General features: G+C 72.3%; 21 protein-coding genes, 4 tRNA genes and 1 pseudogene. 21 read left to right on the forward strand and 5 right to left on the reverse strand.

Annotated features, from left to right (window positions below; translation table 11 throughout):
• Nucleotides 1–24: 24 nt before the first annotated feature.
• The 6 genes and pseudogenes from OG494_RS10110 to OG494_RS10135 all read left to right on the forward strand — a co-directional run.
• A pseudogene (locus tag OG494_RS10110) lies at nt 25–5,460 on the forward strand (SDR family NAD(P)-dependent oxidoreductase); the annotation flags it as partial.
• Nucleotides 5,461–5,533: 73 nt separating this feature from the next.
• Complete coding sequence (locus OG494_RS10115; protein WP_328454223.1) at nt 5,534–6,085, forward strand: allene oxide cyclase barrel-like domain-containing protein; 552 nt, start codon at nt 5,534–5,536, stop codon at nt 6,083–6,085.
• 36 nt (nt 6,086–6,121) lie between these two features.
• Nucleotides 6,122–6,889 (forward strand): 2-oxo acid dehydrogenase subunit E2, encoded by a 768-nt coding sequence (locus OG494_RS10120; protein WP_328454225.1) that lies wholly within the window; start codon nt 6,122–6,124, stop codon nt 6,887–6,889.
• Nucleotides 6,886–7,998: an alpha/beta hydrolase gene (locus tag OG494_RS10125; protein WP_328454227.1), complete on the forward strand. Its 1,113-nt coding sequence runs from the start codon at nt 6,886–6,888 to the stop codon at nt 7,996–7,998. Before OG494_RS10120 ends, OG494_RS10125 begins: the two co-directional genes overlap by 4 nt.
• Nucleotides 7,998–9,212 carry a cytochrome P450 gene (locus OG494_RS10130; protein ID WP_328454229.1) on the forward strand — a complete coding sequence of 405 codons (1,215 nt, stop codon included), beginning with the start codon at nt 7,998–8,000 and terminating at the stop codon, nt 9,210–9,212. Before OG494_RS10125 ends, OG494_RS10130 begins: the two co-directional genes overlap by 1 nt.
• Before the next feature lie 478 nt (nt 9,213–9,690).
• On the forward strand, nt 9,691–9,891 hold the full coding sequence (locus OG494_RS10135; protein WP_328454231.1) for a hypothetical protein: 201 nt from the start codon (nt 9,691–9,693) through the stop codon (nt 9,889–9,891).
• Between the two features lie 50 nt (nt 9,892–9,941).
• On the opposite strand, the gene OG494_RS10140 is transcribed toward OG494_RS10135, so the two are convergent.
• The 4 genes from OG494_RS10140 to OG494_RS10155 form a co-directional block, all read right to left on the reverse strand.
• Nucleotides 9,942–10,016, reverse strand: a tRNA-Val gene (locus OG494_RS10140).
• A 1-nt stretch (nt 10,017) separates the two neighbouring features.
• A tRNA-Cys gene (locus OG494_RS10145) sits at nt 10,018–10,088 on the reverse strand.
• A 24-nt stretch (nt 10,089–10,112) separates the two neighbouring features.
• A tRNA-Gly gene (locus OG494_RS10150) sits at nt 10,113–10,185 on the reverse strand.
• A 136-nt stretch (nt 10,186–10,321) separates the two neighbouring features.
• Entirely contained in the window at nt 10,322–10,747 is a 426-nt protein-coding gene (locus tag OG494_RS10155) for an SsgA family sporulation/cell division regulator (protein WP_033293569.1), read from the reverse strand.
• 393 nt (nt 10,748–11,140) lie between these two features.
• Here OG494_RS10155 and OG494_RS10160 point away from each other — a divergent pair.
• From OG494_RS10160 to OG494_RS10220, 13 genes are all read left to right on the forward strand, one after another.
• A tRNA-Val gene (locus tag OG494_RS10160) sits at nt 11,141–11,212 on the forward strand.
• Nucleotides 11,213–12,141: 929 nt separating this feature from the next.
• Nucleotides 12,142–13,671 carry a sugar transferase gene (locus tag OG494_RS10165; RefSeq protein ID WP_328454250.1) on the forward strand — a complete coding sequence of 510 codons (1,530 nt, stop codon included), beginning with the start codon at nt 12,142–12,144 and terminating at the stop codon, nt 13,669–13,671.
• Between the two features lie 183 nt (nt 13,672–13,854).
• A complete protein-coding gene (locus tag OG494_RS10170) occupies nt 13,855–14,469 on the forward strand; it encodes a malonic semialdehyde reductase (RefSeq protein WP_328454252.1) in 615 nt (204 codons plus the stop codon).
• A 139-nt stretch (nt 14,470–14,608) separates the two neighbouring features.
• The gene (thrS, locus tag OG494_RS10175; RefSeq protein WP_328454254.1) at nt 14,609–16,636 is read left to right on the forward strand and encodes a threonine--tRNA ligase; all 2,028 of its coding nucleotides are present in this window, start codon (nt 14,609–14,611) and stop codon (nt 16,634–16,636) included.
• Complete coding sequence (locus OG494_RS10180) at nt 16,633–17,187, forward strand: HIT family protein (protein ID WP_328454256.1); 555 nt, start codon at nt 16,633–16,635, stop codon at nt 17,185–17,187. The genes thrS and OG494_RS10180 overlap by 4 nt, the downstream gene beginning before the upstream one ends.
• A gap of 53 nt (nt 17,188–17,240) precedes the next feature.
• Entirely contained in the window at nt 17,241–17,771 is a 531-nt protein-coding gene (locus OG494_RS10185) for a MarR family winged helix-turn-helix transcriptional regulator (protein WP_328454258.1), read from the forward strand.
• An 89-nt stretch (nt 17,772–17,860) separates the two neighbouring features.
• Complete coding sequence (gene pgsA, locus OG494_RS10190; RefSeq protein ID WP_328454260.1) at nt 17,861–18,487, forward strand: phosphatidylinositol phosphate synthase; 627 nt, start codon at nt 17,861–17,863, stop codon at nt 18,485–18,487.
• On the forward strand, nt 18,484–19,401 hold the full coding sequence (locus OG494_RS10195; protein WP_328454261.1) for a phosphatidylinositol mannoside acyltransferase: 918 nt from the start codon (nt 18,484–18,486) through the stop codon (nt 19,399–19,401). Before pgsA ends, OG494_RS10195 begins: the two co-directional genes overlap by 4 nt.
• Before the next feature lie 18 nt (nt 19,402–19,419).
• Nucleotides 19,420–20,565, forward strand: a complete 1,146-nt coding sequence (locus tag OG494_RS10200) for a glycosyltransferase family 4 protein (protein WP_328458912.1) — start codon at nt 19,420–19,422, stop codon at nt 20,563–20,565.
• Nucleotides 20,562–21,044 (forward strand): NUDIX hydrolase, encoded by a 483-nt coding sequence (locus OG494_RS10205; protein WP_247052277.1) that lies wholly within the window; start codon nt 20,562–20,564, stop codon nt 21,042–21,044. The genes OG494_RS10200 and OG494_RS10205 overlap by 4 nt, the downstream gene beginning before the upstream one ends.
• Before the next feature lie 4 nt (nt 21,045–21,048).
• Nucleotides 21,049–21,306, forward strand: coding sequence for a hypothetical protein (locus tag OG494_RS10210; RefSeq protein ID WP_328454263.1), 258 nt, complete (start codon nt 21,049–21,051; stop codon nt 21,304–21,306).
• A 32-nt stretch (nt 21,307–21,338) separates the two neighbouring features.
• Nucleotides 21,339–21,605, forward strand: a complete 267-nt coding sequence (locus tag OG494_RS10215; RefSeq protein ID WP_247052275.1) for a hypothetical protein — start codon at nt 21,339–21,341, stop codon at nt 21,603–21,605.
• Between the two features lie 18 nt (nt 21,606–21,623).
• The gene (locus tag OG494_RS10220; RefSeq protein WP_328454265.1) at nt 21,624–22,133 is read left to right on the forward strand and encodes an XdhC family protein; all 510 of its coding nucleotides are present in this window, start codon (nt 21,624–21,626) and stop codon (nt 22,131–22,133) included.
• A gap of 76 nt (nt 22,134–22,209) precedes the next feature.
• Here OG494_RS10220 and OG494_RS10225 read toward each other — a convergent pair whose 3' ends face one another.
• The gene (locus OG494_RS10225) at nt 22,210–24,318 is read right to left on the reverse strand and encodes an elongation factor G-like protein EF-G2 (RefSeq protein ID WP_328454267.1); all 2,109 of its coding nucleotides are present in this window, start codon (nt 24,316–24,318) and stop codon (nt 22,210–22,212) included.
• Nucleotides 24,319–24,454: 136 nt separating this feature from the next.
• Here OG494_RS10225 and OG494_RS10230 point away from each other — a divergent pair, with 136 nt between their 5' ends.
• Nucleotides 24,455–25,897, forward strand: coding sequence for an FAD-binding oxidoreductase (locus OG494_RS10230; RefSeq protein ID WP_328458913.1), 1,443 nt, complete (start codon nt 24,455–24,457; stop codon nt 25,895–25,897).
• A gap of 30 nt (nt 25,898–25,927) precedes the next feature.
• Nucleotides 25,928–26,911: an ArsR/SmtB family transcription factor gene (locus OG494_RS10235; RefSeq protein WP_328454269.1), complete on the forward strand. Its 984-nt coding sequence runs from the start codon at nt 25,928–25,930 to the stop codon at nt 26,909–26,911.
• Nucleotides 26,912–26,996 lie beyond the last annotated feature (85 nt).

A 26,996-nucleotide genomic window follows, 5' to 3' on the forward strand; every position in this document is an offset into this window, starting at 1 on the left:
GGTGAAGGGGTGGGCAGCACAACCATGCCGAACGACGACAAGCTCCGCGAATACCTGAAGCGGGCCACGACCGACCTGCGCCACGCCAACCGGCGGCTGCGCGAAGCCGAGGAGCGCGACCACGAGCCGATCGCCGTCGTGGGCACGGCCTGCCGGTACCCCGGCGGCGCGGACTCCCCGGACGCGCTGTGGCGCCTGGTCGCCGACGGCGCCGACGCGATCTCCGCGCTGCCCGGCAACCGGGGCTGGGACCTCGCCGGGCTGTACGACCCCGACCCGGACCGGCCCGGCCGGTACTACGTCCGGGAAGGCGGGTTCCTGCACGACGCCGACGAGTTCGACGCCGCGTTCTTCGGGATCTCCCCGCGCGAGGCGGTGGCGATGGACCCCCAGCAGCGGCTGCTGCTGGAGACCGCGTGGGAGGTGTTCGAACGCGCCGGGATCGTGCCCGCGACCCTGCGCGGCTCCTCCACCGGCGTCTACGTCGGGGTCAACCCGGGCGACTACGCGTCGCGCCTGCACGCGACGCCGGAGGAACTGGAGGGCTACCTGCTGACCGGCACCGCCGGCAGCGTCGCCTCCGGCCGGCTGGCCTACACCTTCGGCCTGGAGGGGCCCGCGGTCACCGTGGACACCGCGTGCTCGTCGTCGCTGGTCGCGCTGCACCTGGCGGTGCAGGCGCTGCGGCGCGGCGAGTGCGCCATGGCCCTGGCCGGCGGCGTGACCGTGCTGTCGAGCCCGAGCCTGTTCGTCGAATTCAGCCGCCAGCGCGGGCTGTCCGCGGACGGCCGCTGCCGCGCGTTCGCCGCGGCCGCCGACGGCACCGGCTTCACCGAAGGCGTCGGCGTGCTGCTGCTGGAACGGCTTTCGGAGGCGCGGCGCCGCGGGCACCGGGTGCTGGCCGTGGTCCGCGGTACCGCGGTCAACCAGGACGGGGCGTCGAACGGGCTGACCGCGCCGAACGGCCCGTCGCAGGAGCAGGTGATCCGCCAGGCGCTGGCCGACGCCCGGCTCTCACCCGCGGACGTCCACACCGTCGAGGGGCACGGCACCGGCACCACCCTCGGCGACCCGATCGAGGCGCAGGCGCTGCTGGCGACGTACGGACAGAACCGCGAGGAGCCCCTGTGGCTCGGCTCGATCAAGTCCAACATCGGCCACACCGGGCTCGCCGCCGGCGTCGCCGGGGTGATCAAGGTGATCGAGGCGATGCGGCACGCGACGCTGCCGAAGACCCTGCACGTGGACGAGCCCTCGACGCACGTGGACTGGAGCACGGGCTCGGTGTCCCTGCTGACCGAAGCCCGGGCGTGGACCGTGCCGGACGGGCAGCCGCGCCGGGCCGGCGTCTCCTCGTTCGGGGTCAGCGGCACCAACGCCCACGTGATCCTCGAGCAGCCGCCGGCCGCACCGGAACCCGAGCCGTCCCCGCCGGTGGCCGTGGTGGCGTGGGCGCTGTCCGCCAAGACCGCCGAAGCCCTGCCCGCCCAGGCCCGGCGGCTGCTCGACGCCGTTCCGGCCGACGCCGACGCCCGGGACACCGGCTGGTCGCTGGTCGCCACCCGCGCCCGCTTCGAGCAGCGGGCGGTGGTGCTCGGCCGCGACGCCGACGAACTCCGGGACGGGCTGTCCGCCCTCGCCACCGGCATGCCCGCACCACAACTGGTACAGGGCAGCGTGATCCCGGGCAAGACGGTGTTCGTGTTCCCCGGGCAGGGTTCGCAATGGGCCGGGATGGCCGCCGGGCTGATGGACGCCAGCCCGGTGTTCGCCGACCAGATCCAGGCGTGCGCGGACGCTCTCACGCCCTACACCGACTGGTCGTTGACAGAGGTGCTGCGGGGTACCGAAGGCGCACCCGGGTTCGACCGGGTCGACGTAGTCCAACCCGCACTCTGGGCCGTCATGATCAGCCTGGCGACCCTCTGGCAATCCCTCGGCGTGACTCCCGAGGCGGTAGTCGGGCACTCCCAGGGTGAAATCGCCGCCGCCTACATCGCCGGAGCCCTCACCCTGGAAGACTCGGCGAAAGTCGTCGCGCTGCGGAGCAAGGCGATCCGGGCGATGGGTGGCAACGGTGGGATGGCTTCCATCGCCGCGCCTGCCGAGAGTCTGGAATTGCCCGACGGTGTCGAGATCGCCGCGATCAACGGCCCCACCGCCACCGTGATCTCCGGTGATCGCGACGCCTTGCAGAAGCTGGTTGACACCTCCGAAACCAAGGGAACCCGGGCTCGGATGGTTCCTGTCGACTATGCGTCGCATTCGGCGCACATCGACAGTCTCCACGACGAACTGCTCGACATCCTCACTGGAATAGAGCCACGCACGTCGGAGATCGCGTTTTACTCCACAGTGGAGGGTGTGCCCATCGACACGGCCGCACTCGACGCGGGGTACTGGTTCCGCAACCTGCGTCAGACTGTCCTTTTCGGACAGACAGCTGAGAGGCTCGCCGAGGACGGGCACGCGCTGTTCATCGAAACCAGCGCCCACCCGGTACTCACCATGAGCATCGAACAGGGCACCGCCATCGGCACTCTCCGCCGTGACGACGGTTCCTGGCAACGCCTGCTGACCTCCGCCGCGGAGGCGTACGTCCACGGCGCGCCGGTGCGCTGGGAGGACGTCCTCGACGGCGGGCGGCACGTCGACCTGCCCACCTATCCCTTCCAGCGGCAGCGCTACTGGATGCCCGCCCCCGACGGGACGGGCGGCCCGGCCGGGTTCGGCCAGGTCCCCACCGGCCACCCGCTGCTGCCGGCCGCGGTCGACGTGGCCGGCGACGGCGGCGATGGCGGCGATGGCGGGGTCGTCCTCACCGGGCGGCTGTCCCTCGGCACCCACCCCTGGCTCGCCGACCACGCCGTCGAGGGCACCGTGCTGCTGCCCGGCACCGGGTTCGCCGAACTGGCGATGACCGCGGGCGACCGCGCCGGATGCGGGCGCATCGCCGAGCTGACCATCGAAACCCCGCTCACCTGGGCCGCCGACGAGGTCGTCGCCGTGCAGGTCACCGTCGGCGCGGCCGGCGCCGACGGGCACCGGCCGGTCGCCGTCCACGCCCGGCCGGACGGCACCGAGACCGGCTGGACCCGCCACGCCGGCGGGTTCGTCACCGCCGACACCCCCGCGCCGGACGCCCCGGCGAGCTGGCCGCCGCCCGGCGCCGAGCGCGTCGACGTCGGCCGGTTCTACGGCCGCGTCGCCGACCTCGGCTACTCCTACGGCCCGGCGTTCCAGGGCCTCACCGCGGCCTGGCGCCACGGAGAGGAGATCTACGCCGAGGTCCGGCTGCCCGACGGCACCGACGTCGCCGGCTTCGGCATCCACCCGGCGCTGCTCGACGCGGCCCAGCACGCGCTCGGCCTCCGGGGCACCGCCGAGCAGGTCTTCCTGCCGTTCAGCTTCGGCGGCGTCGGCCTGCACGCCACCGGCGCCACCGCCTTGACGGTCCGGCTGGCCCCGGCCGGCGAAGACACCGTTTCCCTGTCCGCCGTGGACGAGACGGGCACCCCGGTGATCACCGTCGAGACGCTGCTGCTGCGAGCCCTGGTGCCCGGCCGGCTGGCCGGGCCGCGGCGCGACTCCCTGCACCGGCTCGACTGGCCGGTGATCCAGCCGGAGCCGGGAACGGCGCCGCGGCGCTGGGCCGCCCTGGGCACCGCCCCCGCCGGCCTGGACGTACCGGAGCTTCCGGACCTCGCCGCCGTCGCGGACGCGGCGCCGGAAACGGTGTTCGCGGCCTGCCCCCGCCCGGACGGCGCCGACGTGCCGGAGCGGGTGCACCGGACCACCGCGGCGTTGCTGGAGCTGCTGTGGTCCTGGCTCGCCGAGGAGCGGCTCGCGGACGCACGGCTGGTCGTGGTGACCCGCGGCGCCGTCGCCGTGGCGCCGGAGACCGGGCCCGCCGACCTCGCCGGCGCCGCCGCGTGGGGCCTGGTGCGCAGTGCGCAGACCGAGCACCCCGGCCGGTTCGCGCTGCTCGACCTCGACGAGCACCCGGTGTCCGGACCCGGGCTCGCCGCGGCGCTCGCCGGGGAACCGCAGCTGGCCCTGCGGCGGGACGCGGTGCACGTGCCGCGGCTGAACCGCGCGCCGGCCGCGACCGCGCCGGTGCCGCCGCGGTTCGACCCGGACGGCACCGTGCTGCTCACCGGCACCGGCAAGCTCGGCGGCTTCCTCGCCCGGCACCTCGTCGCCGAACACGGCGTCCGGCACCTGCTGCTGGCCGCCCGTCGCGGCATCGACAGCCCGGGGGCCGCCGGGCTGCGCGCCGAACTGTCCGATGTGGACGTCCGGGTGGTGGCCTGCGACGTCGCCGACCGCCCGGCGCTGGCGGCGCTGCTGGCCTCGGTCCCCGCCGAGCACCCGCTCACCGCCGTGGTCCACACCGCCGGCGTGCTCGACGACGGCGTGCTCACCTCGCTCACCCCGGAGGCGCTGGCGAAGGTGCTGCGGCCGAAGGTCGACGCCGCCTGGCACCTGCACGAGCTGACGCGCGACGCCGGCCTGGCGGCGTTCGTGCTGTACTCCTCGGTCGCCGGCGTCCTCGGCAGCCCCGGGCAGGGCAACTACGCGGCGGCCAACACCTTCCTCGACGCGCTCGCCCAGCACCGCGCCGGCCTGGGCCTGCCGGCCACGTCGCTGCCGTGGGGCTTCTGGGCCGACGCCAGCGGCATGACCGGGCACCTCGACGACGGCGACCTGGCCCGGGTCGGCCGCTCCGGCATCGCCGCCCTCACCGCCGAGCAGGGCGTCGCCCTGTTCGACGCGGCCCTCGGCCTCGGCGACCCCGTGGTCCTGCCGGTCCGGTTCGACCTCGCCCGGCTGCGTGAGCTGGCCACGTTCGCCGACGTCCCGCCGGTGCTGCGCGCGCTGGTCCGCACCCCGGGCCGGCGGACCGCCGCCACCGGCGCGCCCGGCGGCCCCCCGCTCGCGGACCGGCTGCGCGGCCTGGACCCGGACCAGCAGCGCGAGACCGTGCTGGAGCTGGTGCGGGAGCTGGTGGCCACCGTGCTGGGGCACGGCGGCGCCGGCAGCGTCGAGCCGCGGCAGCCGTTCAAGGACCTGGGCTTCGACTCCCTCACCGCCGTCGAGTTCCGCAACCGGCTCAACGCCGCCTCCGGGCTCCGGCTGCCCGCCACGACGGTGTTCGACCACCCGACACCGGCCGCGGTGGCCGACCACCTGCTCGCCGAACTCGCACCCGAGGCGGCCGATCCGGCCCGGGTGGCGCTCACCGAGCTGGACCGGCTGGAAACCGCGTTCGCGCGGCTGCCCGCCGGCAGCGGCGCCCGGCTCACCGTCGCCACCCGCCTGCGGAAGCTGCTCGACGGCGGCGCCGGGGACGAGCCCGGCGCGGAACTGGCGAGCCGGATCCGGTCGTCGTCGCCGTCGGAGATGTTCGACTTCATCGACCAGGTCCTCGGCCGCGACCCGGCCGCCAGCCGGGACTGAACCTTTGGCGCCGCTTTAGCCGCTCCGCCGAGCATGGCAAGCGAACAGACCGTCGTTCGTCGAAAGGACCGCAATGTCGCGCGTGTCGGCAAAAACAGCAGTGTTCGCCCTGGCGCTCGCCGGGTGCCTCGGTGCCGGGCTCACCGGCGCCGCCGCCTCGGCGGCCACCGGCGCCGCCGCGCCGCAGCACGGCAAGGGCCACCCGAGCTGTGTGACCATCGACAACATCTGGGAGCGTCCGCACGACTTCTTCGCCGTCGGCGCGCGCACGCCGAACAACCCGCTGGCCAAGGTCGGCGACGCGATCAGCTACCACGAGAACATGTTCGACGCCGGCGACAAGGTCATCGGCGAAGCCGTCGGGTACGGCGTCGCCACGCACATCAACCCGGCCAACGGCAACCTGGCCGTCGACTACTACCACACGGGCCAGCTCGCCGACGGCACGTTCACCGTGTTCGCGTCCACCGAGCGGGAAGGGCTGCTCGCCGGCAAGCCCTACCGCATCTTCGTCCGCGGCACCAGCGGCAAGTACGCCGGCAAGGCCGGTGTCGGCGAGTGGAAGCTGCTCGACCCGCCGAGCCCCACCACGCGCCTCGGGATCAAGATGACGATGTGCGGCTGACCCGGTTCCCCCGACCCGAAAGGTGAGTACGACGGCGTGAGCGGGAAACCCCTGAGCCGGCAGCGGCGCCACACGCTCTACTTCCTCGAGGAGATCCGCGGGTTCGCCCCGGTGTTCCTCGACACCGAAGTGGACATGACGCGGGTCCGCGAGCACCGGGCCGCCGCCGGGCGGACCTCGACCGTCAGCTACGTCCTCCACACGGCCGCCCGCACGCTGGCCCGGCACCCGGAGGCCAACGCGGCCCTCGGCGGCCGGCGCCGGCCCCGGGTCGCCGAATGCCCGTCGGTGCACGGAAAGCTGACCTTCGACAAGACCGTCGGCGGCCGCCGCGTGGTGCTTTCGGCCGTGCTGCGCGACCTCGATCGCACCGAGCTGCCCGGCATCCAGTCGCAGGTCGAGCACTACCGCGACGGGAACCCCGACGAGATGCCGGAGTTCGCGGCCCTGCGTACGCTGCACAAGCTGCCGCTGTGGCTCGGGCGGTGCGGGTTCCGCCGCACCGTCCGGCCGCTGGCGGGCCGCGCCGGGCGGATGGGCACGTTCGCCGTCACCTCGCTCGGGCACCGTGCCGTCGACGCGTTCCACTCCGTCGGCGGCACGACGATCACGCTCGGCGTCGGGCGCGTCCTCGAGCGGCCGGTGGTCCGCGACGGCCGGATCACCACGGCCCCGCTGATGCGGCTGAGCCTCGCCTTCGACCACCGCGTCATCGACGGCGCCGAAGCGGCGGACGTCCTGACCGAGATCAAGGACGGCCTGGAGTCGTTCGCGCGGGTCCCGGCCACCGTGGGGAAGTCGTGAACGACGTCGGCGAGCTGAAGAAGTACGTGGTCGCGCACGCGGAGGCGCAGGGCATCCCGGCGGCGCGCTACCGCGAGGTCCTGGGCCGCATCCACCACGACGAGGACGGCGCCGCGGGCTCCTGGACCCGCGAATGGGCCGCCACCGGCGAACGCCTCGAACGCGACGGCGCCCTGCTCGACGCCCTGCGCTGTTACAGCATGGCCCGGTTCCCGTTCGTCGACGGCCCGGCGCGGCGCGACGCCCTCGACCGCAGCGTCGGCACCTTCGACCGCTGGCGGCGGGACCGGGCCGGCATCGAACGCGTCGACGTCGACCTGCCCGGCGGCCGTGTCCGCTGCTGGGCGAGCGGCCTGTCCACCACGGACCGCAAGCCGCTGGTCCTGTTCGTCGGCGGCACGATCAGCACGAAGGAACAGTGGGCGCCGAACCTGCGGCTGGCGCGGCGGCTCGGGCTGACCATGCTCGTCACCGAGATGCCGGGAGTGGGGGAGAACACCCTGCGCTACGACGCCGGCAGCTGGCGGATGCTGCCGGCCGTGCTCGACGCCGTGGCCGACCGCGCCGACGTCGCCCGGACCTACGTGGTCGCGGTGAGCTTCAGCGGCCACCTCGCCCTCCGCGCCGCCGCCGACGACCCGCGGCTGCGCGGGGCCGTCACCGCCGGCGCCCCGGTCCGCGAGTTCTTCACCGACCCGGTGTGGTTCGGCGCGCTGCCGCGGATCACCGTCGACACGCTGGCCCACCTCACCGGCACCCCCGCCGCCGGCCTGCCGGCCCTCTTCGCCCGCGACTGGGCCCTCGACCCGGAAACCCTTGCGGCCCTGGACATCCCGATCTGCTGCACCGTCGCCACCCGTGACGAGATCATCCCGCCCGGCGACGTCGCCCTGCTGCGCGAACACGTGCGCGACCTGCACGACAACGAGTTCGACGACGAGCACGGCTCACCTCGGCACGTGGCCGAGAACCGCCTGTGGGTCGTCGAATCGCTGCTGCGGCTGCAGGGCGGCCGCGGCCCGCAGCGGGCGATGATCGGCCTCCTGCGCCGCGGCCTGCGCCTGCGCCGCCGGGCCACCACCCACGACGAGCCTCCGAAGGTGATGTGATGACGACCGAAACGCGAACCGCACCGGCGTTCCCCATGCCGCGGACCTGCCCGCACGCCCCGCCCGAGGGGTACGGGCCGCTGCGGGAGCAGGGCGCGGTGGTGCCCGTGACGCTGCCCGACGGCGGCGAGGCGTGGGTCGTCACCCGCCACGCCGAGGTGCGGTTCGTGCTGTCGGACCCGAGGTTCAGCGCGGACGCGATGCGCCCGGGCTTCCCGCTGGGGCGGCTGGTGAACGGCGGCGGCGTGCCGCTGACCACCCGCACCCGCCCGTTCATGCGGACCGACGCCCCGGAGCACACCCGGCTGCGCCGGATGCTGCACGCGGAGTTCGGTGTCAGGCGGCTGGAGGAGCTGCGCCCGACGATCCAGCGGTTCGTCGACGAGCTGCTCGACGCCGTGATCGACGGCGGCGACCGCGCGGACCTGGTGGCGGCGCTGTCGGAACCCCTGCAGTCGGCGGTGTTCTGCGAGCTGCTCGGCGTGCCGCGCGAAGACCGGCTGCTCTTCCAGGAACGCACCGAGCAGTGGACCCTGCGCACGTCCACCGTCGAGCAGCGGCGGCAGGCGATGGACGACCTCATGGCCTACCTCGACGACCTCGTCACCGAGAAGATCGCGCACCCGTCCGACGACCTGATCGGCCGGCTGATCACCGGCTACCACCGCACCGGTCAGCTGCACCGCGATCAGCTTGTCAGCTCGGTGCGGGTGCTGCTGACCGCCGGGCACGACACCACCGCCAACATGATCTCCCTCGGCGTGTTCACGCTGCTCACCGAACCGGACCTGCGCGCGCGGCTGGCGGCGCACCCGGAACTGCTGCCGGGCGCGGTCGAGGAGCTGCTGCGCTTCCACACCCCGGTCGACTTCATCACCGCGCGGCTGGCGCTGGAAGACGTCGAGGTGGGCGGCCGGCTCATCCGGGCGGGCGAAGGGGTCTTCGCGCTGTGCGCGTCCGCGAACCGCGACGAGCGCGCCTTCCCCGACCCCGACCGGCTCGACATCACCCGCCGCAGCCGCCACCACGTGGCGTTCGGCTTCGGCCCGCACCAGTGCATCGGCCAGAACCTCACCCGCATCGAGCTGCAGATCGTCTACCGGACGCTGTTCGAACGGCTGCCGGACCTGCGGCTGGCAGCGGAGGTGGCCGACCTGCCGTTCAAGCACGACGGCTTCGCGTTCGGCCTCTACAGCCTGCCCGTCGAGTGGTGACCGGGCCAATGTGTGCTCGCGGCCCCGCAAGGCGGCCGAGGGCTTGCATCGTGGGATCGAGTTCCGCAGTCCGCTGAAGGAGATTGGCGGGAAGGTCCACAAAGGAGGCCGGAAGAGTGATGATCATCACTCGGATGGCCGTCAACGTCCGCCGATGAGGCGTGGGAACTCCCGGCCCAAGAAGGGCCGGACGAAACCCCTGCGGGGACTCGGTTCGTGGCATTGCCGCCCGGGATCGCGGTGCTCTACGAGAGCTGATGGACAGCCCCCGCGATCCGTTCGTACTGTCCACACCGGAGGGACATCCCTGGCGGCGGCCGAACTCCCGGATCCGGTTCTGGCGGCCGGCCTGGTCGAATCCGGTGCGGGGGAGCGACAACCGCCGATCTTGCTGACCTCCACGAAGGGCGGCACACGCACGCGACGTGGCTGACCGAGGACGGGATCCCGGAGGTCGCGAGACAGGCGCGGCCAGAAGATGAAGGGCATAACCCGCGTCTACGACCACGTGACGCCGGCGATGGTGAACGAGATCCTGGACGTCCTGGAGGAGCGCTGGCTGCGGTCGCTGTATCCGGGGGAGCGGGCGAAGCTGGTGTCCTGGTTCCCGCATCTGCGGTCCGGGCGGACCGTACCGGCGCTGGGTGCCGTCGCCGGATTGTCGCCGACTAACGAGTAGAAGCCCTGCCCCTCCGGGGAGGGACAGGGCTTCTGACCTGCGGTTTCAGGTGGTGCGCGATACTGGGATTGAACCAGTGACCTCTTCCGTGTCAGGGAAGCGCTCTCCCGCTGAGCTAATCGCGCGAGGTGGAGACGGGATTCGAACCCGTGTACACGGCTTTGCAGGCCGTTGCCTCGCCTCTCGGCCACTCCACCGTGCCAGGCTGCGAGAGCCTACCGAGCGGATGACGGGATTCGAACCCGCGACCCTCACCTTGGCAAGGTGATGCGCTACCAGCTGCGCTACATCCGCACTCCCCAGCTCCGGTTCGGGAGACTCTGGGCCGTGGCCCTGTGCCTCACCCCGTCGCCGTGGTGTGGAAAAACCATATCGGACCCCGGAAACGGCCGTGACACCGGGGTGTCACTTGGCCGTTGCGGCGCCGTGATCAGGCCAGATCGTGCGGGATGAGGTGGGTGAGCGCGTCGTCGACGTCGACCCACAGGTGCTCGTTGCCCGGCAGGACGACGTCGTAGGTGCGGTCGAGGAAGTCGGCCAGCTCCTGGGCGGACGCCTCGAACATGGCGTGCCCGGACGGCGAGTTCAGCTCGATCAGCACCGATTCGGGGTCCTCGACCGACGGGCGGATGCGGACGTCGCCGTCGCCCGCGTCGGCCAGCAGGCCGTCCGCGAGGAGGTCGCGTGCGTAGACCCACTCGACCCAGCCGGCGCGGCCGGTGCGGAAGGCGGCGACCACCGCGTACGGGTCGCGTGTGTCGTAGCGCAGTTCCACCTTCACCGGAACCGCGGGCGTCCGCGGCGCCAGCAGGTCGAAGACCGCCGTCGAGCGGAGCGTCACGTGATCGTTGCGCATCGTCCTACCCCTCGTCTCCCTTCCCGGCCCGGCCTGGCCGAGGGCGTCACCACTGGGACGCACCGGGAGGCCGATTCCGTCGCGGGTAAGCCGCAGATCACCCGTCCGGGCGCACCGGCCCCTGTCTGTCGTCCGTGTTCACCCGCGGCGCGCAGCACGACGGACGCGCCCCGGGAGGGTCCACCCGTCCATACTGCGCGGTTTGATCGCCGCGTGGTAGCACCGTCGCACGGATGTCGAACGTCGTGTCGGGCGGCCCCCGGCCGCCACGACCCCGGCTAGCTCGGGATTGTTCGCTCCGTACTCGCCGGTAAGCGGAGTGTGGTCGGGCAGGACCACCCGTTTGCAGGCGTTCTGAAGTAGTGCGGTAGAGTCTTCCGCAACACCCCGAGCGGGCGATTAGCTCAGGGGGAGAGCGCTTCGTTCACACCGAAGAGGTCACTGGTTCGATCCCAGTATCGCCCACCCGAGAATCGTGGAAGAGCCCTGTTTGCGGACTGCGCAAACAGGGCTCTTCTCGTTGTGTCCGGTGGGGCCGGGCTCCCGCGTCCTGCCGTGAGCGCCCCCGGACCCCCAGCGTGCAGTCGCTTTTCCGGGGCTTCCGGCCGGTCCGATCGAGGCTTTGCCTCCCCCGCGCGGGTAGTCGTGTGATCCGGAGTGAACTGTCCCTCCGCGGCCGCCGTATGGGCTGTCAACAGAGCTTCGGGCTCGCACGTCGCGAGCCCGGTGGAATTTTCTTCCTGAATCTGTCGTGTCGGTGGCTTTGTGTCGAACCGTGACGGCGGGGAGGTGGCGGTGTGATCCTCGGCACGCTCCGCCGGCGCGACCGCGCTGGGCCGCCCGGTCGTGACGGCGTGGTCACGGCGCGTGTCCGATGGATCGCCGGCCTGGCCGCGGGCGGGCCGTGGTCCGCTCGCGCTGGGTGATCCTGTGACGGAAACCGGCACGTGTGACGACTTGACGGAGAACGTCACCACGTGATCACCCGGCGTACCGCCCGATCCCTGTCGCGGCGCCGTCCGCTCCATTGTGGACCGCCGGCCTGGTGAAGTGTCCACAGTAGATTCCGGCGGCCGTTCGGCCGTTCGGACGGGTGGCGTCCACCCGGGTGCGGGCATCGCGATTTTTGGCTACATTGCGTAGTTTTCGATGGGATACGAGCTATTACCCATCGTCATCATCTTGTTATCTTGCGGCCATTTTCTGGCGGGGAAGACGCACAGCATGTGGCTGGAAATCCTTGTAACGATGCTGAGAGAGTCGCCGATACCTTGCCTTGTGAAGCTTCTGCGGGCCCCGCGCGACAACCGAGTTTGCGATCACTCTCCGAAATCACTCTCGGTGACGCAGCGTGCCCACAGTTACAACTCCGATTCCTGTTTCCGGGAGGTCTGATGGAAGAGTCGGTGCGGCCTTCGTACACGGTGGCCCAGCCACCGCCGCACATCGACCTCCAAGCCATCCCGCGACCCGCCAAGCGGGACGAGCGCCCGGCCGCCGAACCGGCCGGAACCCCGTCCCCCAAGGCGCTACCGGCGGCCTGGGAGGCCAGATACAGAGCCTGGGTCATCGGCAGTGACGTCTTCGTGACGCTGCTGGTGATCGCGATCAGCGCGTTCGTCATCGATCGCGTGGCTCCGCACGACATGCACGCGTTCGGCACGATCCTCGCGGTCTTCGTCTCCCTGCCGGTGAGCCGGGCGTGGAGCCCGCGGGTGCTCGGCGAGGGCGCGGAGGAGTATCGCACCCTGGGGCGCGGCTTCATCACGGCGGCCGTCCTCGTGGCGCTGGGCGGGCTGTTGTTCGGCGCGCTCGAGGTCCAGGTCTGGGTGTTCGTCGTCGTCCCGGCGATCGCGCTCGTCGCGTTCCCGCAGCGCTACCTGCTGCGCCAGGTGCTGCACCGCAAGCGCGCCAAGGGACTCTGCCTGCTGCCGGTGATGGCCGCGGGCAGCCCGGAGACCGTCGCGGACCTCATCGCGCGCACCCGGTCCGAGGTCCACGTCGGGTGGCGCGTCGAGGCGGCCTGCACGTTCACCGGGCACGGCGCCGACCGCGACAGCGGCGAGATCGACGGCGTCCCGGTGGTCGGGCGGCTGGAAGAACTGTCCCGGCACGTGCGCCGCGGTGGTTACCGCGTCGTCGCGATCACCGCGGACCAGTACTGGAGCCCGAAGCGCCTGCAGCGCCTGGCCTGGGACATGGAGGGCACCGGCGCCGAGATGGTCGTCGCGCCCGTGCTGATGGAGGTCGCGGGACCGCGGCTGAACGTCACCGGGGTGCTGGGGATGCCGCTGCTGCGGGTCACCGCGCCGATGTTCACCGGCGGGCGCCGCGTGGTGAAGGAGATCGTGGACCGCGCCGGCTCGGCGTTCCTGCTCACGATGATGTCTCCGCTGCTGCTCGCGATCGCCGTCGCGATCAAGCTGAACGACCGCGGCCCGGTGATCTACCGGCAGCACCGCGTCGGCCGTGACGGCGCCGTTTTCACCATGCTGAAGTTCCGCACGATGGTGACGAACGCCGACGAGATCCGCAAGAACCTCCAGGCCGAGAACGAGGGCGCGGGCCCGTTGTTCAAGATGAAGCGGGATCCGCGTATCACCCGGGTGGGTGGTTTGCTGCGCCGGTATTCGCTCGATGAGCTGCCCCAGCTGTTCAACGTCGTCTCCGGGAAGATGTCGCTCGTCGGCCCGCGGCCGCCGTTGCCGGAGGAGACCGCGCAGTACGCGCCGGACGCGCGCCGCCGGCTGCTCGTGAAGCCGGGCCTGACCGGGCTCTGGCAGGTGAGCGGGCGCTCCGACCTCACCTGGGCCGAGAGCATCCGGCTCGACCTGCGCTACGTCGAGGACTGGTCCCTCGCGCTGGACCTGGTGATCCTCTGGAAGACGTTCCGCGCGGTGATGGGCGGTCAGGGCGCCTACTGACCCGTCCGGTTTTCCACCGCGCTTTCCGCGCCACGGCCGTCGATCCCCGCCGCGGGGGATCGACGGCCGTGCTCGTTCCCGGGTCCGGGTGATCCACTTCACGCGCCAAAGTGGTTGAGAGCGAAATAGTTCAACGCTCAATCAGGTTGCACGGGGTACCGAACCACGGAAGGAACGCGCCCCATGACCACCTTTGCCGAGCAGACCGAGGCCCTCCAGCTGCCCGCGGACGTCCAGAACCTGCTGTTCCGCGACGCGCGCACCGCCAACAGTTTCAGCTCCGAGCCGGTGACCGAGGAGCAGGTCCGCGCGATCTACGACCTCGTCAAGTGGGCCCCGACGTCGATGAACACCCAGCCGCTGCGCGCGCTGGTGCTCCGCACCGCCGAGGCGAAGGCCCGCCTGCTCCCGCACATGGCCCCGGGCAACCAGGCCAAGACCGAGGCCGCGCCGCTGACCGTCGTGCTCGCCGCCGACGTCGACTTCCACGAGAACCTCCCGCAGGTCTTCCCGCACGCCCCGCGGGCGAAGGACAACTTCTCCGACGAAGAGGGCCGCGTCGAGTTCGCCAAGCTGAACTCCCTGCTGCAGGTCGGCTACTTCATCATCGGCGTCCGCGCCGCCGGGCTGGCCGCCGGCCCGATGACCGGGTTCGACGCCGCCGGTGTCGACCAGGAGTTCTTCGACGGCAAGCAGTGGCGTTCGCTGGTCGTGGTCAACGTCGGCAAGCCGGGGGAGAACCCGTGGTTCGACCGTCTGCCGCGGCTGGACTTCGACCAGGTCGTCGAGACCCTCTGAACTGACTACCCCGATCGGGCGGGCCGTCTCCGGCGCGGAGGCGGCCCGTCCGGCATTCGTGGACGCCCGTGAGGCGCGAACCGGCCGCCGACTAGCATCTACCGGGTCATCTTTGTCACTCCAGTTCGAGGAGCCGATCGTGTCGCAGCCGTCCCCCGTTTCCCCCGTGGCCGCCTCCCGCGTGGTGGTACCGGCGGGCACTACGGCGGGCGCGGCGGTCCGCGAAGCCGGTCTGCCGACCAAAGGCGCGGACACGGTCGTCGTCGTGCGCGACGCCGAGGGCAAGCTGCGCGACCTCGCGTGGGCCCCGGAATCCGACGCCGAGGTCGAGCCGGTCGCCGCGAACACCGAGGACGGCCGCAGCGTCATCCGCCATTCGGCGGCCCACGTGCTCGCCCAGGCCGTGCAGCAGCAGTTCCCGGCCGCCAAGCTGGGCATCGGCCCGCCGGTGAAGGACGGTTTCTACTACGACTTCGCCGTCGACACCCCGTTCACCCCGGAAGACCTGCAGGCGCTCGAAAAGCGGATGAAGCAGATCGTGAAGGGCGCCCAGCAGTTCTCGCGGCGCGTTTTCGACTCCGTGGACGAGGCGAAGAAGGAACTGGCCGACGAGCCGTTCAAGCTCGAACTGGTCGACCTCAAGTCCGAAGTGGACACCGCCGAGGTGATGGAGGTGGGCGAGGGCGAGCTCACCATCTACGACAATCTCGACCCGCGCACCAAGGAACGTGTCTGGAGTGACCTCTGCCGTGGTCCGCACGTGCCGACCACCAAGTTCATCCCCGCGTTCAAGCTGACCCGCGTCGCCGCCGCGTACTGGCGGGGGAGCGAGAAGAACCCGCAGCTGCAGCGGATCTACGGCACGGCGTGGGAGTCGGCCGAGGCGCAGGACGCCTACCTCGAGCGCATCGCCGAGGCCGAGCGCCGCGACCACCGCAAGCTCGGCGCCGAGCTGGACCTGTTCTCCTTCCCCGAGGAGATCGGCTCCGGCCTGCCGGTGTTCCACCCCAAGGGCGGCATCATCCGCCGGGAGCTGGAGAACTACTCGCGCCGCCGCCACGAAGAGGCCGGCTACGAGTTCGTGAACACCCCGCACATCAGCAAGGGCGAGCTGTTCCACACCTCCGGCCACCTGCCCTACTACGCGGACACGATGTTCCCGCCGGTGCAGTTCGACGAGGAGAACTACTACCTCAAGGCCATGAACTGCCCGATGCACAACCTGATCTTCCGCTCGCGCGGGCGGTCCTACCGCGAGCTGCCGCTGCGGCTGTTCGAGTTCGGCACGGTCTACCGCTACGAGAAGTCGGGCGTGGTGCACGGCCTGACCCGCGTGCGCGGCCTGACGATGGACGACTCGCACATCTACTGCACCAAGGAGCAGATGCCGGGCGAGCTCCGGTCGCTGCTGAAGTTCGTGCTGGACCTGCTGGCCGACTACGGCCTCTCCGACTTCTACCTCGAGCTGTCCACCCGCGGCGACTCGGAGAAGTTCATCGGTGAGGACTGGGAGTGGGAGGAGGCCACCGAGACGCTGCGGCAGGCCGCCGTCGACTCCGGCCTCGAGCTGGTCCCGGACCCGGGCGGCGCGGCCTTCTACGGCCCCAAGATCTCGGTGCAGGCCAAGGACGCCATCGGCCGCACCTGGCAGATGTCGACCATCCAGCTGGACTTCAACCAGAACAAGCGGTTCGAGCTCGAGTACACCGCGCCGGACGGCACCCGCCAGACGCCGGTGATGATCCACCGCGCGCTGTTCGGCTCGATCGAGCGGTTCTTCGGCGTGCTGACCGAGCACTACGCGGGCGCGTTCCCGGCGTGGCTGGCGCCGGTGCAGGTGGTCGGCATCCCGATCACCGCCGACCAGGTCGGCTTCCTGGACGACGTCGAGAAGGCGTTGCGCGCCCAGGGGATCCGCGCCGAGGTCGACGCGAGCGACGACCGGATGCAGAAGAAGATCCGCACGCACACCACGCAGAAGGTGCCCTTCATGCTGCTGGCCGGCGCGAAGGACGTCGAGGCGGGCGCGGTGTCGTTCCGCTTCCGCGACGGCGGGCAGATCAACGGGGTGCCGGTGGCCGACGCCGTCGCCGCCATCGCCGGCTGGATCGAGCGCCGCGAGAACGCGTCGCCGTCGGCCGAAGCGCTGGAGACGGTCGTTCGGTGAGCGGTGTCCCCGAAGACGGCCCCGAGGTCGTCGAACAGCAGGGCGTCGGGGTCCAGGACGCGTTCCACCGCCTCTGGACCCCGCACCGGATGGCCTACATCAAGAGCCACGACAACCCGGACGGCGACGAGGAACCCGGCTGCCCGTTCTGCCGGATCCCGTCGATGGACGACAAGACCGGCCTGATCGTCGCCCGCGGCGAGGTCGTCTACGCGGTGCTGAACCTGTACCCGTACAACCCGGGTCACCTGATGGTGGTGCCGTACCGGCACGTCGCGGACTACACCGAGCTGACGCCGGAGGAGACCCGCGAGGTCGCGGAGTTCACCCAGCACGCGATGAAGGTGATCCGCGAGGTGTCGGGCGCGCACGGGTTCAACATCGGCCTGAACCAGGGCGTCATCGCCGGTGCCGGGATCGCCGCGCACCTGCACCAGCACCTGGTGCCGCGCTGGGGCGGCGACGCGAACTTCATGCCGGTGATCGGCCAGACGAAGGTGCTCCCGCAGCTGCTGGGCGAGACGCGGGACCTGCTGGCCGACGCCTGGTGAACCCGTAACCGGCAACCCCTGATTGAGGGTTCAACCAGGGGTATGCTGGGGGTATGTCCGAAACTCGATGGCTCAGCGACGACGAGCAGCGCGTCTGGCGTGAATTCAACCTGGCCACCCGCATGCTCGGCGCGCACCTCGAGGGTCAGCTCCAGCACGACTCGGGCATGCCGCACACGTACTACGAGGTGCTCGTCTCCCTTTCCGAAGCGCCCGGCCGGCGTCTCCGGATGAGCGAGCTCGCCGACGCGCGCCAGGCGTCGCGCAGCCGTCTCTCGCACGCCGTCGCGCGCCTGGAGGCCAACGGCTGGGTCCGCCGCGAGGCCTGCCCGACCGACAAGCGCGGCGCGTGGGCCGTCCTGACGAAGGAAGGCTTCGACGCCCTCGAAGCCGCGGCCCCCGGGCACGTCGAGGCGGTCCGGGAGAGCCTGTTCGACCCGCTGACGCCGGAACAGGTGACCGCGCTGGGTGAGATCAGCGCCGCGATCCGCGACCGGCTCTCGCCGAAATGCGCCGCGGCGCAGGCCGAGCGAGACGCCGCGGAGTATCCGGGCGAGGTCGTCCGGCTGCCGAAATCGGGCTGACGCGGGGCGGCGCGTCGGGTTCACCGGGGCGGGTCGATAGGCTGCCATCGCCCACCCGACCCTCGTAGCCAGGTGCCTCAGACGAACCGATGCTCAATATCTTCGCGCGTGCCTCCGTTTCCCGCGTCACCGATCCGATCGGCCAGGCGCTGGTCCGCGCCGGGCTGACCCCGAACGCGATGACCGTGCTCGGCACCGCCGGCGCCATCGCCTGTGCCCTGGTCTTCTTCCCCAACGGCTTCCTGCTGTGGGGCACCTTCACGGTGTGGGGCTTCGCCATGCTCGACCTGCTCGACGGCGCCATGGCCCGGGCCCGCGGCTACGGCACCCCGTTCGGTGCGGTGCTCGACGCGACCTGCGACAGGCTGGTGGACGGCGCGCTCTTCGCCGCCATCGCCTGGTGGTGCTTCGTGGTCGACGACAACCACCCCGCCGCCGCCGCGGCCCTGCTGTGCCTGGTCCTCGCCCAGGTCATCTCCTACGTCAAGGCTCGCGCCGACGCGTCCGGCCTGCCGGTCGACGGCGGCCTCGTCGAACGCGCCGAGCGGCTCATCATCGCGCTGGTCGGCACCGGGCTGCACGGCCTCGGCGTGCCGTGGACCGTGGACATCTCGCTCTGGCTGCTGGCCGTGCTCTCGGTCATCACGCTGCTGCAGCGCTTCGCCGCCGTCGCGAAGGCGGCTCGCGAGGCGGCCGCCGGGGAGCAGCCGGTATGAGCAAGGTGTCCGGCAGGCTCAGCGAGTTCGGGTACGCCGCCGCGTGGCGGCTGGCCGGCTGGCTGCCCGCCGGGTTCGGCGGCACCGTGTTCTCCCTGGGGGCGGACCTCGCCGTCCGGCAGGACGGTGGGGGCGTGCGGCAGCTGCGTACCAACCTCGCCCGCGTCGTGCCGCAGGCCGACCCGGCCGAGCTGGACGAGCTGACCCGCCGCGCGATGCGCTCGTACGCCCGCTACTGGCACGAGACGTTCCGGCTGCCGTCGATGGACCAGAAGGAGGTCAGCGGCAAGGTCGCGGCCTCGATCACCGGCGTCGAGAACCTCGACGCGGCCCTGGCCGAGGGCAACGGCGCCGTAATGGCGCTGCCGCACAGCGGCAACTGGGACATCGCCGGCGTCTGGCTGGCCGACTACCTCGGCGGCTTCACGACCGTCGCCGAGCGCCTGAAGCCCGAGTCGCTCTACCGCCGGTTCGCCTCCTACCGCGAGTCGCTCGGGTTCGAGATCGTCCCCCTGACCGGCGACAGCTCCGCGATGCGCGTGCTGCTCAAGCGGCTGCGGGAGAACAAGGCCGTCTGCCTGGTGGGCGACCGCGACCTGACCGACAGCGGCATCCCCGTGAAGTTCTTCGGCGAGCCGGCCCGGATGCCCGGCGGCCCGGCGCGGCTGGCCGCGACGACCGGCGCCGCGCTGATCCCGGCGGGCTGCTGGTTCACCGAGGACGGCTGGCAGGTCCGGCTGCACCCGCGCATCCGCGTCACCGCGCGGGCCGAGGTCCCGGCCGCGACGCAGGCGCTGGCCGACATCTTCGCCGGCGACATCGCCGCGCACCCCGCCGACTGGCACATGGTGCAGAAGTTCTGGCCCGCGGACATGGAGGCCGCCGAGCCGGGCAGCCTCGAAGAAGCGAGCTGAGCCGTGACCGCGCGACCGATGCGGATCGGGATCGTGTGCCCGTACTCCTTCGACGTGCCCGGCGGCGTCCAGGGGCACGTGATCGACCTGACGAAGGCGCTGATCTCCCGTGGGCACCAGGTGTCCGTGCTGGCTCCCGCCGACGACGACGCGGACCTGCCCGAGTTCGTGCACCCGGCCGGCAAGGCGCTGGCGATCCGGTACAACGGCTCGGTCGCCCGGCTGCAGTTCGGCCCGGTGTCCTACGCCCGCGTGCGGCGCTGGATCCGCGAAGGCGACTTCGACGTCCTGCACCTGCACGAGCCCGCCGCGCCGAGCCTGTCCCTGCTGGCGCTGCTCATCGCCGACGGCCCGATCGTCGCCACCTTCCACACCGCGACGACCCGGTCGCGCACGCTCTCGGCGTTCCAACCCGTGCTGCGGCCGCTGCTGGAGAAGATCACCGCGCGGATCGCGGTGTCGGCGCTGGCCCGCCGGGTCCAGGTGGAGCACGCGGGCGGCGACGCCGTCGAGGTCCCCAACGGCGTCGACGTCGAGTTCTTCTCCGCCGCGACGCCGTTGCCGGGCTACCCGCGGGCCGGCGGCACGGTCGGGTTCGTCGGCCGGTTCGGCGAGCCCCGCAAGGGCATGGGCGTGCTGCTGGAGGCGCTGCGGCGGATCCTGCCGGAGTTCGAGGACCTGCGGCTGGTGGTCGTCGGCCGCGGCGACGAGGACCAGCTGCGCCGCGACGCCGGTCCCGAGCTGGCGCCGCACCTGGAGCTGCTCGGCCAGGCCACCGACGCGGTCAAGGCCCAGGCCCTGCGCAGCGTCGACGTCTACTGCGCGCCCAACACCGGCGGCGAGAGCTTCGGGATGATCCTCACCGAGGCGATGGCCGCGGGCACGCCGGTGCTGGCGAGCGGCCTCGACTCGTTCCGCCGCGTGCTCGACGACGGCCGCGCCGGGATGCTCGTCGAGACCGGTGACCCGGGCGCGCTGGCCGACGGGCTGCGCGAGCTGCTCGGCGACCCCGCGCGCCGGGCGTCGCTGGCCGCGGCGGCGGGGGAGCGCGTCACCATGTTCGACTGGTCGGTGGTGGCCACGCAGGTGCTGCGGGTCTACGAGACGGCCGTCGCCGCCGACCCGCGGCGCGTCGCGGCGCCGGAGCGGGAGTTCGCCCGGTGAGCGTGCTCGGCTGGCTGCTGCCGGTGCTCGCGGTGATCGTCGTGCTCGGCGGGCTGTTCCTGGTGGCGACGGCGAACCGGCTCGACCGCCTGCACGTCCGGATGGACGCGGGCTGGGCGGCCCTCGACGCGGCACTGGCCCGCCGCGCGGTGGTCGCCCGGGCGGTCGCCGTCGTGCTGGGCGACGCGGAGCTGCGGACGTCGGCCGAACGCGCCGAAGCGGCGCCCCGGCCCGACCGCGAGACCGAGGAGAACGAGCTGACCCGGGAGCTGAGCCGCGTCGACCGGGCGGGCCTGCTGCCCGAGCTGGCCGAGGAGCTGACCGACGCCGAGCACCGGGTGATCATCGCGCGGCGCGTCCACAACGACGCCGTCCGCGACACCCTGCGGCTGCGGCGCCGCCGGAAGGTGCGCTACTTCCGGCTGGCCGGGACCGCGCCCGTGCCGGAGTACTTCGAGTTCGCGGAGCCGGAGGTCTGACGCCGTGAGCTGGTGGGTCGTCGTCGAGGAGCAGCGCGGCGCCGGTGACGGCCGGAGCTGGTCCCTTTCGGACACCTTCCCGTGCGACGACCAGGAGACCGCCGAGGCCGAGGCGCTGCGGCTCGCCCGTGAGTACGAGCCGGTCTACCCGTGGTCGCCGAAGTCGCGGAAGGTGCTGCGGGTCGCGGGCGGTTACCTGGTGATCGTCGACGGCCGGACCTCGACGTTCCACTTCCGGCTGACCGTGGGCGAAGAGATCTGAAACCGTCCCGCGCCCGGGCGCGTCGGAAGGTCATGAGTTCGATTTGGTGGGTCGTCATCGAAGAGCAGGGCGGCGCCGGTGACGCCCGGGGCTGGTCGGTCGCGGAAGCCGAGCGCTACCCCGATCGCGAGAGCGCGGAGGATGAGGCGTACCTGCTCGCGAAGCAGCACCGGCCGGCGCGTCCGTGGTCACCGCAGGGCCGGACGGTGCTGCGCGTGGCCGGCGGGTACCTGGTGCTGATCAAGGGCAAGACGGACACGTACCAGTTCCGCGTCTCGCTGGGCGAGGAAGTCCGCTGAGCGGGGCACAATGGCGGCATGAGTGAACCCGAGGCCTGCGAAGTCGCCCACGGCGCCGCCGAACCGGACTCCGGCGTGCGGACCCTGGTCGCCGTCTTCGCCTCGCCCGTGTCGCGGTACCTGCTGAAGTTCGCGCGGGACCTCGGGTTCCACGTCGCGCTGTTCGAACCGGACGCCGCGCGCGCGACCGACGTCCCGGACGGGTTCGACGCCGCGACGACGCTGCCGCCGCTCGACGGGTCCGCCGACGTCGTCGTCACCGACCACCACCGGCCCGAGCTCGGCGAGGTCCTGAAGGCCGCCCTCGAGCACCGGCCGCGCTGGATCGGCGTGCTCGGCAACCCGCGCCACCCCGGCCCGCACCAGGCCTCGCTGCACGCGCTCGGCGTGCCGGACGCCGAGATCGCCCGCGTGCACCGCCCGGTCGGCCTGAACATCGGCTCGCGGACGCCGCCGGAGATCGCGATCGCCACGCTCGCCGGCCTGCTGGCCGACCGCAACAACCGCCCGGGCGGCTTCGACTTCTGAAGGCCCAGACCCGTCGTGAGTGTTTAGGGCGGTTCTAACCGCCCTAAACACTCACGACCAGCCGCGGCAGACCCGGCTAGTGGACCGCCATTCCTTCCGGCATCGGCTCGAAGCGGGCGTGGTGGCGGGTGAAGGTCGCCGTGCCCGAGGTCATCGAGCGCAGGTCGATCAGGTAGCGCAGCAGCTCGGTCGCCGGGACCTCGGCCTTGATCACCGTCCGGCCGCCGTCGCCGGCTTCGGTGCCCAATACCCGGCCGCGGCGGGAGGACAGGTCGCCGAGGACTGTGCCGAGGTGCTCGTCCGGCAGCCGGATCGCCACCTCTTCCAGGGGCTCGAGCATCGTGATGTGCCCGTTCGACGCGGCTTCCCGCAGGGCCAGCGCGCCGGCGGTCTGGAACGCCGCGTCGGAGGAGTCGACGCTGTGCGCCTTGCCGTCGACCAGCGTCACCTTGATGTCGACCACCGGGTGCCCGTCGCCGAGCCCGCGTTGCAGCTGGGCCCGCACGCCCTTCTCGACGCTCGGGATGAACTGGTGCGGCACCGAGCCGCCGACCACCTTGTCGACGAACTGGAAGCCGCCGCCGCGCGGCAGCGGTTCGACCTCGATGTCGCAGACGGCGAACTGGCCGTGGCCGCCGGATTGCTTCACGTGCCGGCCGTGGCCTTTGGCGAGCTTGCCGAACGTCGAGCGCAGGCTGATCTTCACGGGCTCGGTGTCGACGTCGGCACCGCCCGCGCGCAGCCGGGACAGCACGACGTCCGAGTGCGCCTCGCCCATGCACCACAGGACCAGCTGGTTGGTCTCGGCGTTGCGGTCCAGCCGCAGCGTCGGATCGCCGGCGACGAGCCGGGACAGGTTGCGCGCCAACGTGTCCTCGTCGCTGCGGGTCTTGGCGACGACGGCCACCGGCAGCAACGGCTCCGGCATCGTCCAGGGTTCCATCAGCAGCGGCTCTTCGGGGGAGGAGACGGTGTCGCCGGTCTCCGCCGAACCGACCTTCGTCAACGCGCAGAGGTCACCCGCGACGCAGTAGGGCACCTCGCGCAGATTCGCGCCGAGCGGGGAGTAGAGGTGCGCGACGCGCTCGTCGGCGTCGTGGTCCTCGTGCCCCCGCTCGGCGAGGCCGTGCCCGGACACGTGCACCGGCCGTTCGGGCCGCAGCGTCCCGGAGAACACCCGGACGAGGGAAACCCGGCCGACGTAGGAGTCGACGGCCGTCCGCACGACCTCCGCGGCGAGGGGGCCCGCGGGATCGGCGGTCAGCCCGGCGTGCGGGTCGCCGTCGGGCGTGGTGACCTCGGGCGGGGCGTGTTCGAGCGGGGAGGGGAACGCCCGGACGATCCCGTCCAGCACCTCGGACAGGCCGGTGCCGGTCGTCGAGCAGACCGGGATGACCGGGTGGAAGGTGCCGCGCGCGACGGCGGTCTCGAGGTCGGCGATCAGCGTCTCTTCGGCGATCTCCTCGCCGCCGAGGTAGCGCTCCATCAGGGTTTCGTCTTCGCTCTCGGCGATGATCCCTTCGATGAGCTCGTTGCGGGCCTCGGCCAGCCGTTCGAGGTCGGCCGGGTCCGGTTCGCCGATCTTGGGCGGGTGCCCGCCGGAGTAGTCGAAGTACCGCTGGGTGATGAGCCCGACCAGGCCGTCGCCCGCGGGCAGGTAGAGCGGCAGGACGCCGGCGCCGAAGGCGGCCTGGCAGGCGGCGATCTCGGCCATCGGGTCGGCCCGGTGGTGGTCGAGCCGGGAGACGACGACCGCGCGCGGCATCCCGACCGCGGCGCATTCCTCCCACACCGCGACGGTCGCCGCGTCGACCCCTTCGGCCGCGCAGACGACGAACAGCGCCGCGTCCGCCGCCCGCAGCCCGGCCCGCAGCTCCCCGACGAAATCGGCGTACCCGGGGGTGTCGATCAGGTTGATCTTGTGGCCCTGGTGCAGCACGGGGGCCACCGAAAGGCCGACCGAGCGCTGCTGGCGGACCGCCGCCGGGTCGTGGTCGCACACCGTCGTCCCGTCGACCACCGAGCCCGCGCGCGACACCGTGCCGGACGCGGCGAGCAGAGCCTCGGTGAGGGTCGTCTTCCCCGAGCCCGACGGGCCGACGAGCACCACGTTGCGGACCTTGGCGGGGTCGTTCACAGCGACGGCGGCCCCGGTGTCGGCGTTCTTGGCTTGTCTGTCGGCCATGACGACTCCTCGGCGAACGGCGAGTGTGCGAGATGTGTCCTCGATCACACACCCGTTACCCTGGTCACGGCAAGGCACGGGTCCCGGGACCAGCCGAATGCCCGGGGGAGCGGGGCGAGGGGGAGTTTTGGTGACGGTGAACAGGCGCACTTTCCTGCGGATTTCGGGGGCGGTTCCGGTGGCGGGACTGGCCGGCGGGCTGCCGGGAGACGAATGGGAGCGGCTCCGCCGGAAACTGGCCGGACCGTTGTTCCGGCCGGGCGATCCGGGCTATCCGGAGGCGAAGCAGGGCTATTTCACGATGTACGACGACCGCGTCCCGGCGGCGGTGGTGGGGGCCGCGCGGATCGAGGACGTCCAGGCCGCCGTGGCCTTCGCGGCGCGGCACGATCTGCCGATCGCCGCGCGCAGCGGCGGGCACAGCTATCCCGGCTATTCCACAGTGGACGGCGGGATCGTGGTCGACCTGAGCCGGTTCTCCGGCGTCGACGTCCGCCCCGGCGGCCGCGCGGTGATCGGCGCCGGAGCGCGGCTGGGGCCGGTCGCCACCACGCTCGCGGCGGCCGGTCGCGTGCTGCCCGCGGGCAGCTGCGACACGGTCGGCATCGCCGGGCTCGCCCTCGGCGGCGGCGTCGGGGTGCTCGACCGCAAGTACGGGCTGACCTGCGACCACCTGGAGGCCGCGCGGATCGTCACGGCGGACGGCCGGGCGCGCACGGTTTCGGCGACCGCCGAGCCCGACTTGTTCTGGGCACTGCGCGGCGGGGGCGGCGGCAACTTCGGGATCGTCACCGGGTTCACGTTCCGGACCGTGCCGATCGCCGACGTCGCCGTCTTCGACCTGCACTTCCCGGTGGGCACGCAGACCGCGCTGTTCGCCGCCTGGCAGGAGTGGCAGCCGGAGATGCCGGACGAGCTGTGGTCCGGGATGGGCCTCGGCGACGACCACGCCAACCTCGGCGGCACGTTCCTCGGCCCCGAAGCCCGGATGAACGAGCTGCTCGACGACCTGATCCGCCGGGTCGGCACGCCGCCGGCCGAGCAGCGGCGGCGGACCACGGACCACCTGTCCGCGATGCGCTCCTTCGACGACCGGGAGTCCCGGCCCGGCGCGGTCGTGAACCGCGCGGCCTACGTCGGGACGTCGCGGATGCTCACGCGGCCGGCCGCGGACCCGGCCGCAGTCGTCGACCTGCTGATCCGGGACCCGGGCGTCGACACCATCATCGACGCCGGCGGCGGCGCCATCGCGCGCGTCGGCGTCCGGGACACGGCCTTCCCGCACCGGACCGCCGTGGCGAGCCTCCAGTTCCTGCACAGTGCCGAACCGGGCGAGGGCGGCGAGGCCGGCGCCCGGCGTTCGCTCGCCGCCGTGCGGGACGGGCTGGGGCCGGAGTTCGGCACCACCGGGTACGTGAACTACCTCGACCCGGAGATGCCGGACTGGCCGCTGGCCTACTACGGGCCGAACCTGCCGAGGCTGCGCGCGGTCGCCCGGAGGTATGACCCGCGAGGAATTTTCGCTTTCCCCCAAGGACTTTCGGCACCCCACTCGACTGTCCACAAGGGAGCGCTCTAACCTGGAACCGTTCCGGCGGCAGGAGGCAGCGTGCTCGACCTGGCATTCTCCACAGAGGACCTGGCGCACACCCGGTTCGCGTTCTCGCCCGGGTGGGAGATCGTGGCGAGCGTCCGCGTCCTGAACCAGCCGGGGGAGCACGCGCTGCACCTGCCGTGGGTCAAGCGCGCCACCGCGGCGCTCGACGAGGCCGGGCTGGACATCTCGCTCCTGCGTGAGCTGGTGCCCGTCCGGCACCTCCCGGGCTTCCTGGCGGGCACCCCCTCGACGCCGTTGCCGGAGCTGGCCGAGGAGCTCGCCGACCTCCGCGACGTGCCCGCCCGCCTCGTCCGGCGGGAGCTGGACGCGATGGCCGGGCCGCGGTCGCTCGCGCTGAACCGCTTCCACCGCGATCCGGAAGCGGGCCTCGACCGGCTCGCGACGCTGATGGAGCGGTACTGGGACCTCGTGCTGGCGCCGGAGTGGCCGCGGATCCGCGCCCTGCTCGAGGCCGACGTGCTGCACCGGTCGCGCCTGCTGGCCCGCGGTGGTGCCGCCGAGCTGTTCAACGACCTCACCCCGATGGTCCGCTGGCAGGGCGGCACGCTCACGGTGGCGCACCGGCACCTGCACGCCGCCGTCCCGCTCGACGGGCGCGGCCTGGTGCTGGTGCCCTCGGCGTTCGTCTGGCCGCGGGTGTTCTCCAAGACCGACCCGCGCTGGCAGCCCGTGCTGCGGTACCCGCCGCGGGGGATCGCGACGCTGTGGGAGACCGGCACGGCGGCCGCGCCGGGCGCGCTGGCCGCCGTGGTGGGCCGCGGCCGGGCGATGCTGCTGGCCGAGCTGGCGGCGCCGGCGTCCACCTCGGAGCTGGCCCGCCGGACCCGTCTCAGTGCCGGCGCGGTGTCGCAGCACCTCGGCGTCCTCAAGGCCGCGGGCCTGGTCAGCGGCCACCGTGCCGGACGTCACGTGCTCTACACGCGTACCCGGGCCGCCGAAGTCCTGGTCGAGGGCGCCGGCGAAGTGGACTGCTGAGATACCCGCGTACTGGCCTGCCTGAAGGGTCCACCGCCGACCTACGCTCGGACTCGTCACCCCTCCCGATCTCGTGTCGAAAGGC

Source organism: Amycolatopsis sp. NBC_00438, from assembly GCF_036026695.1.
Taxonomy (GTDB): Bacteria; Actinomycetota; Actinomycetes; order Mycobacteriales; family Pseudonocardiaceae; genus Amycolatopsis.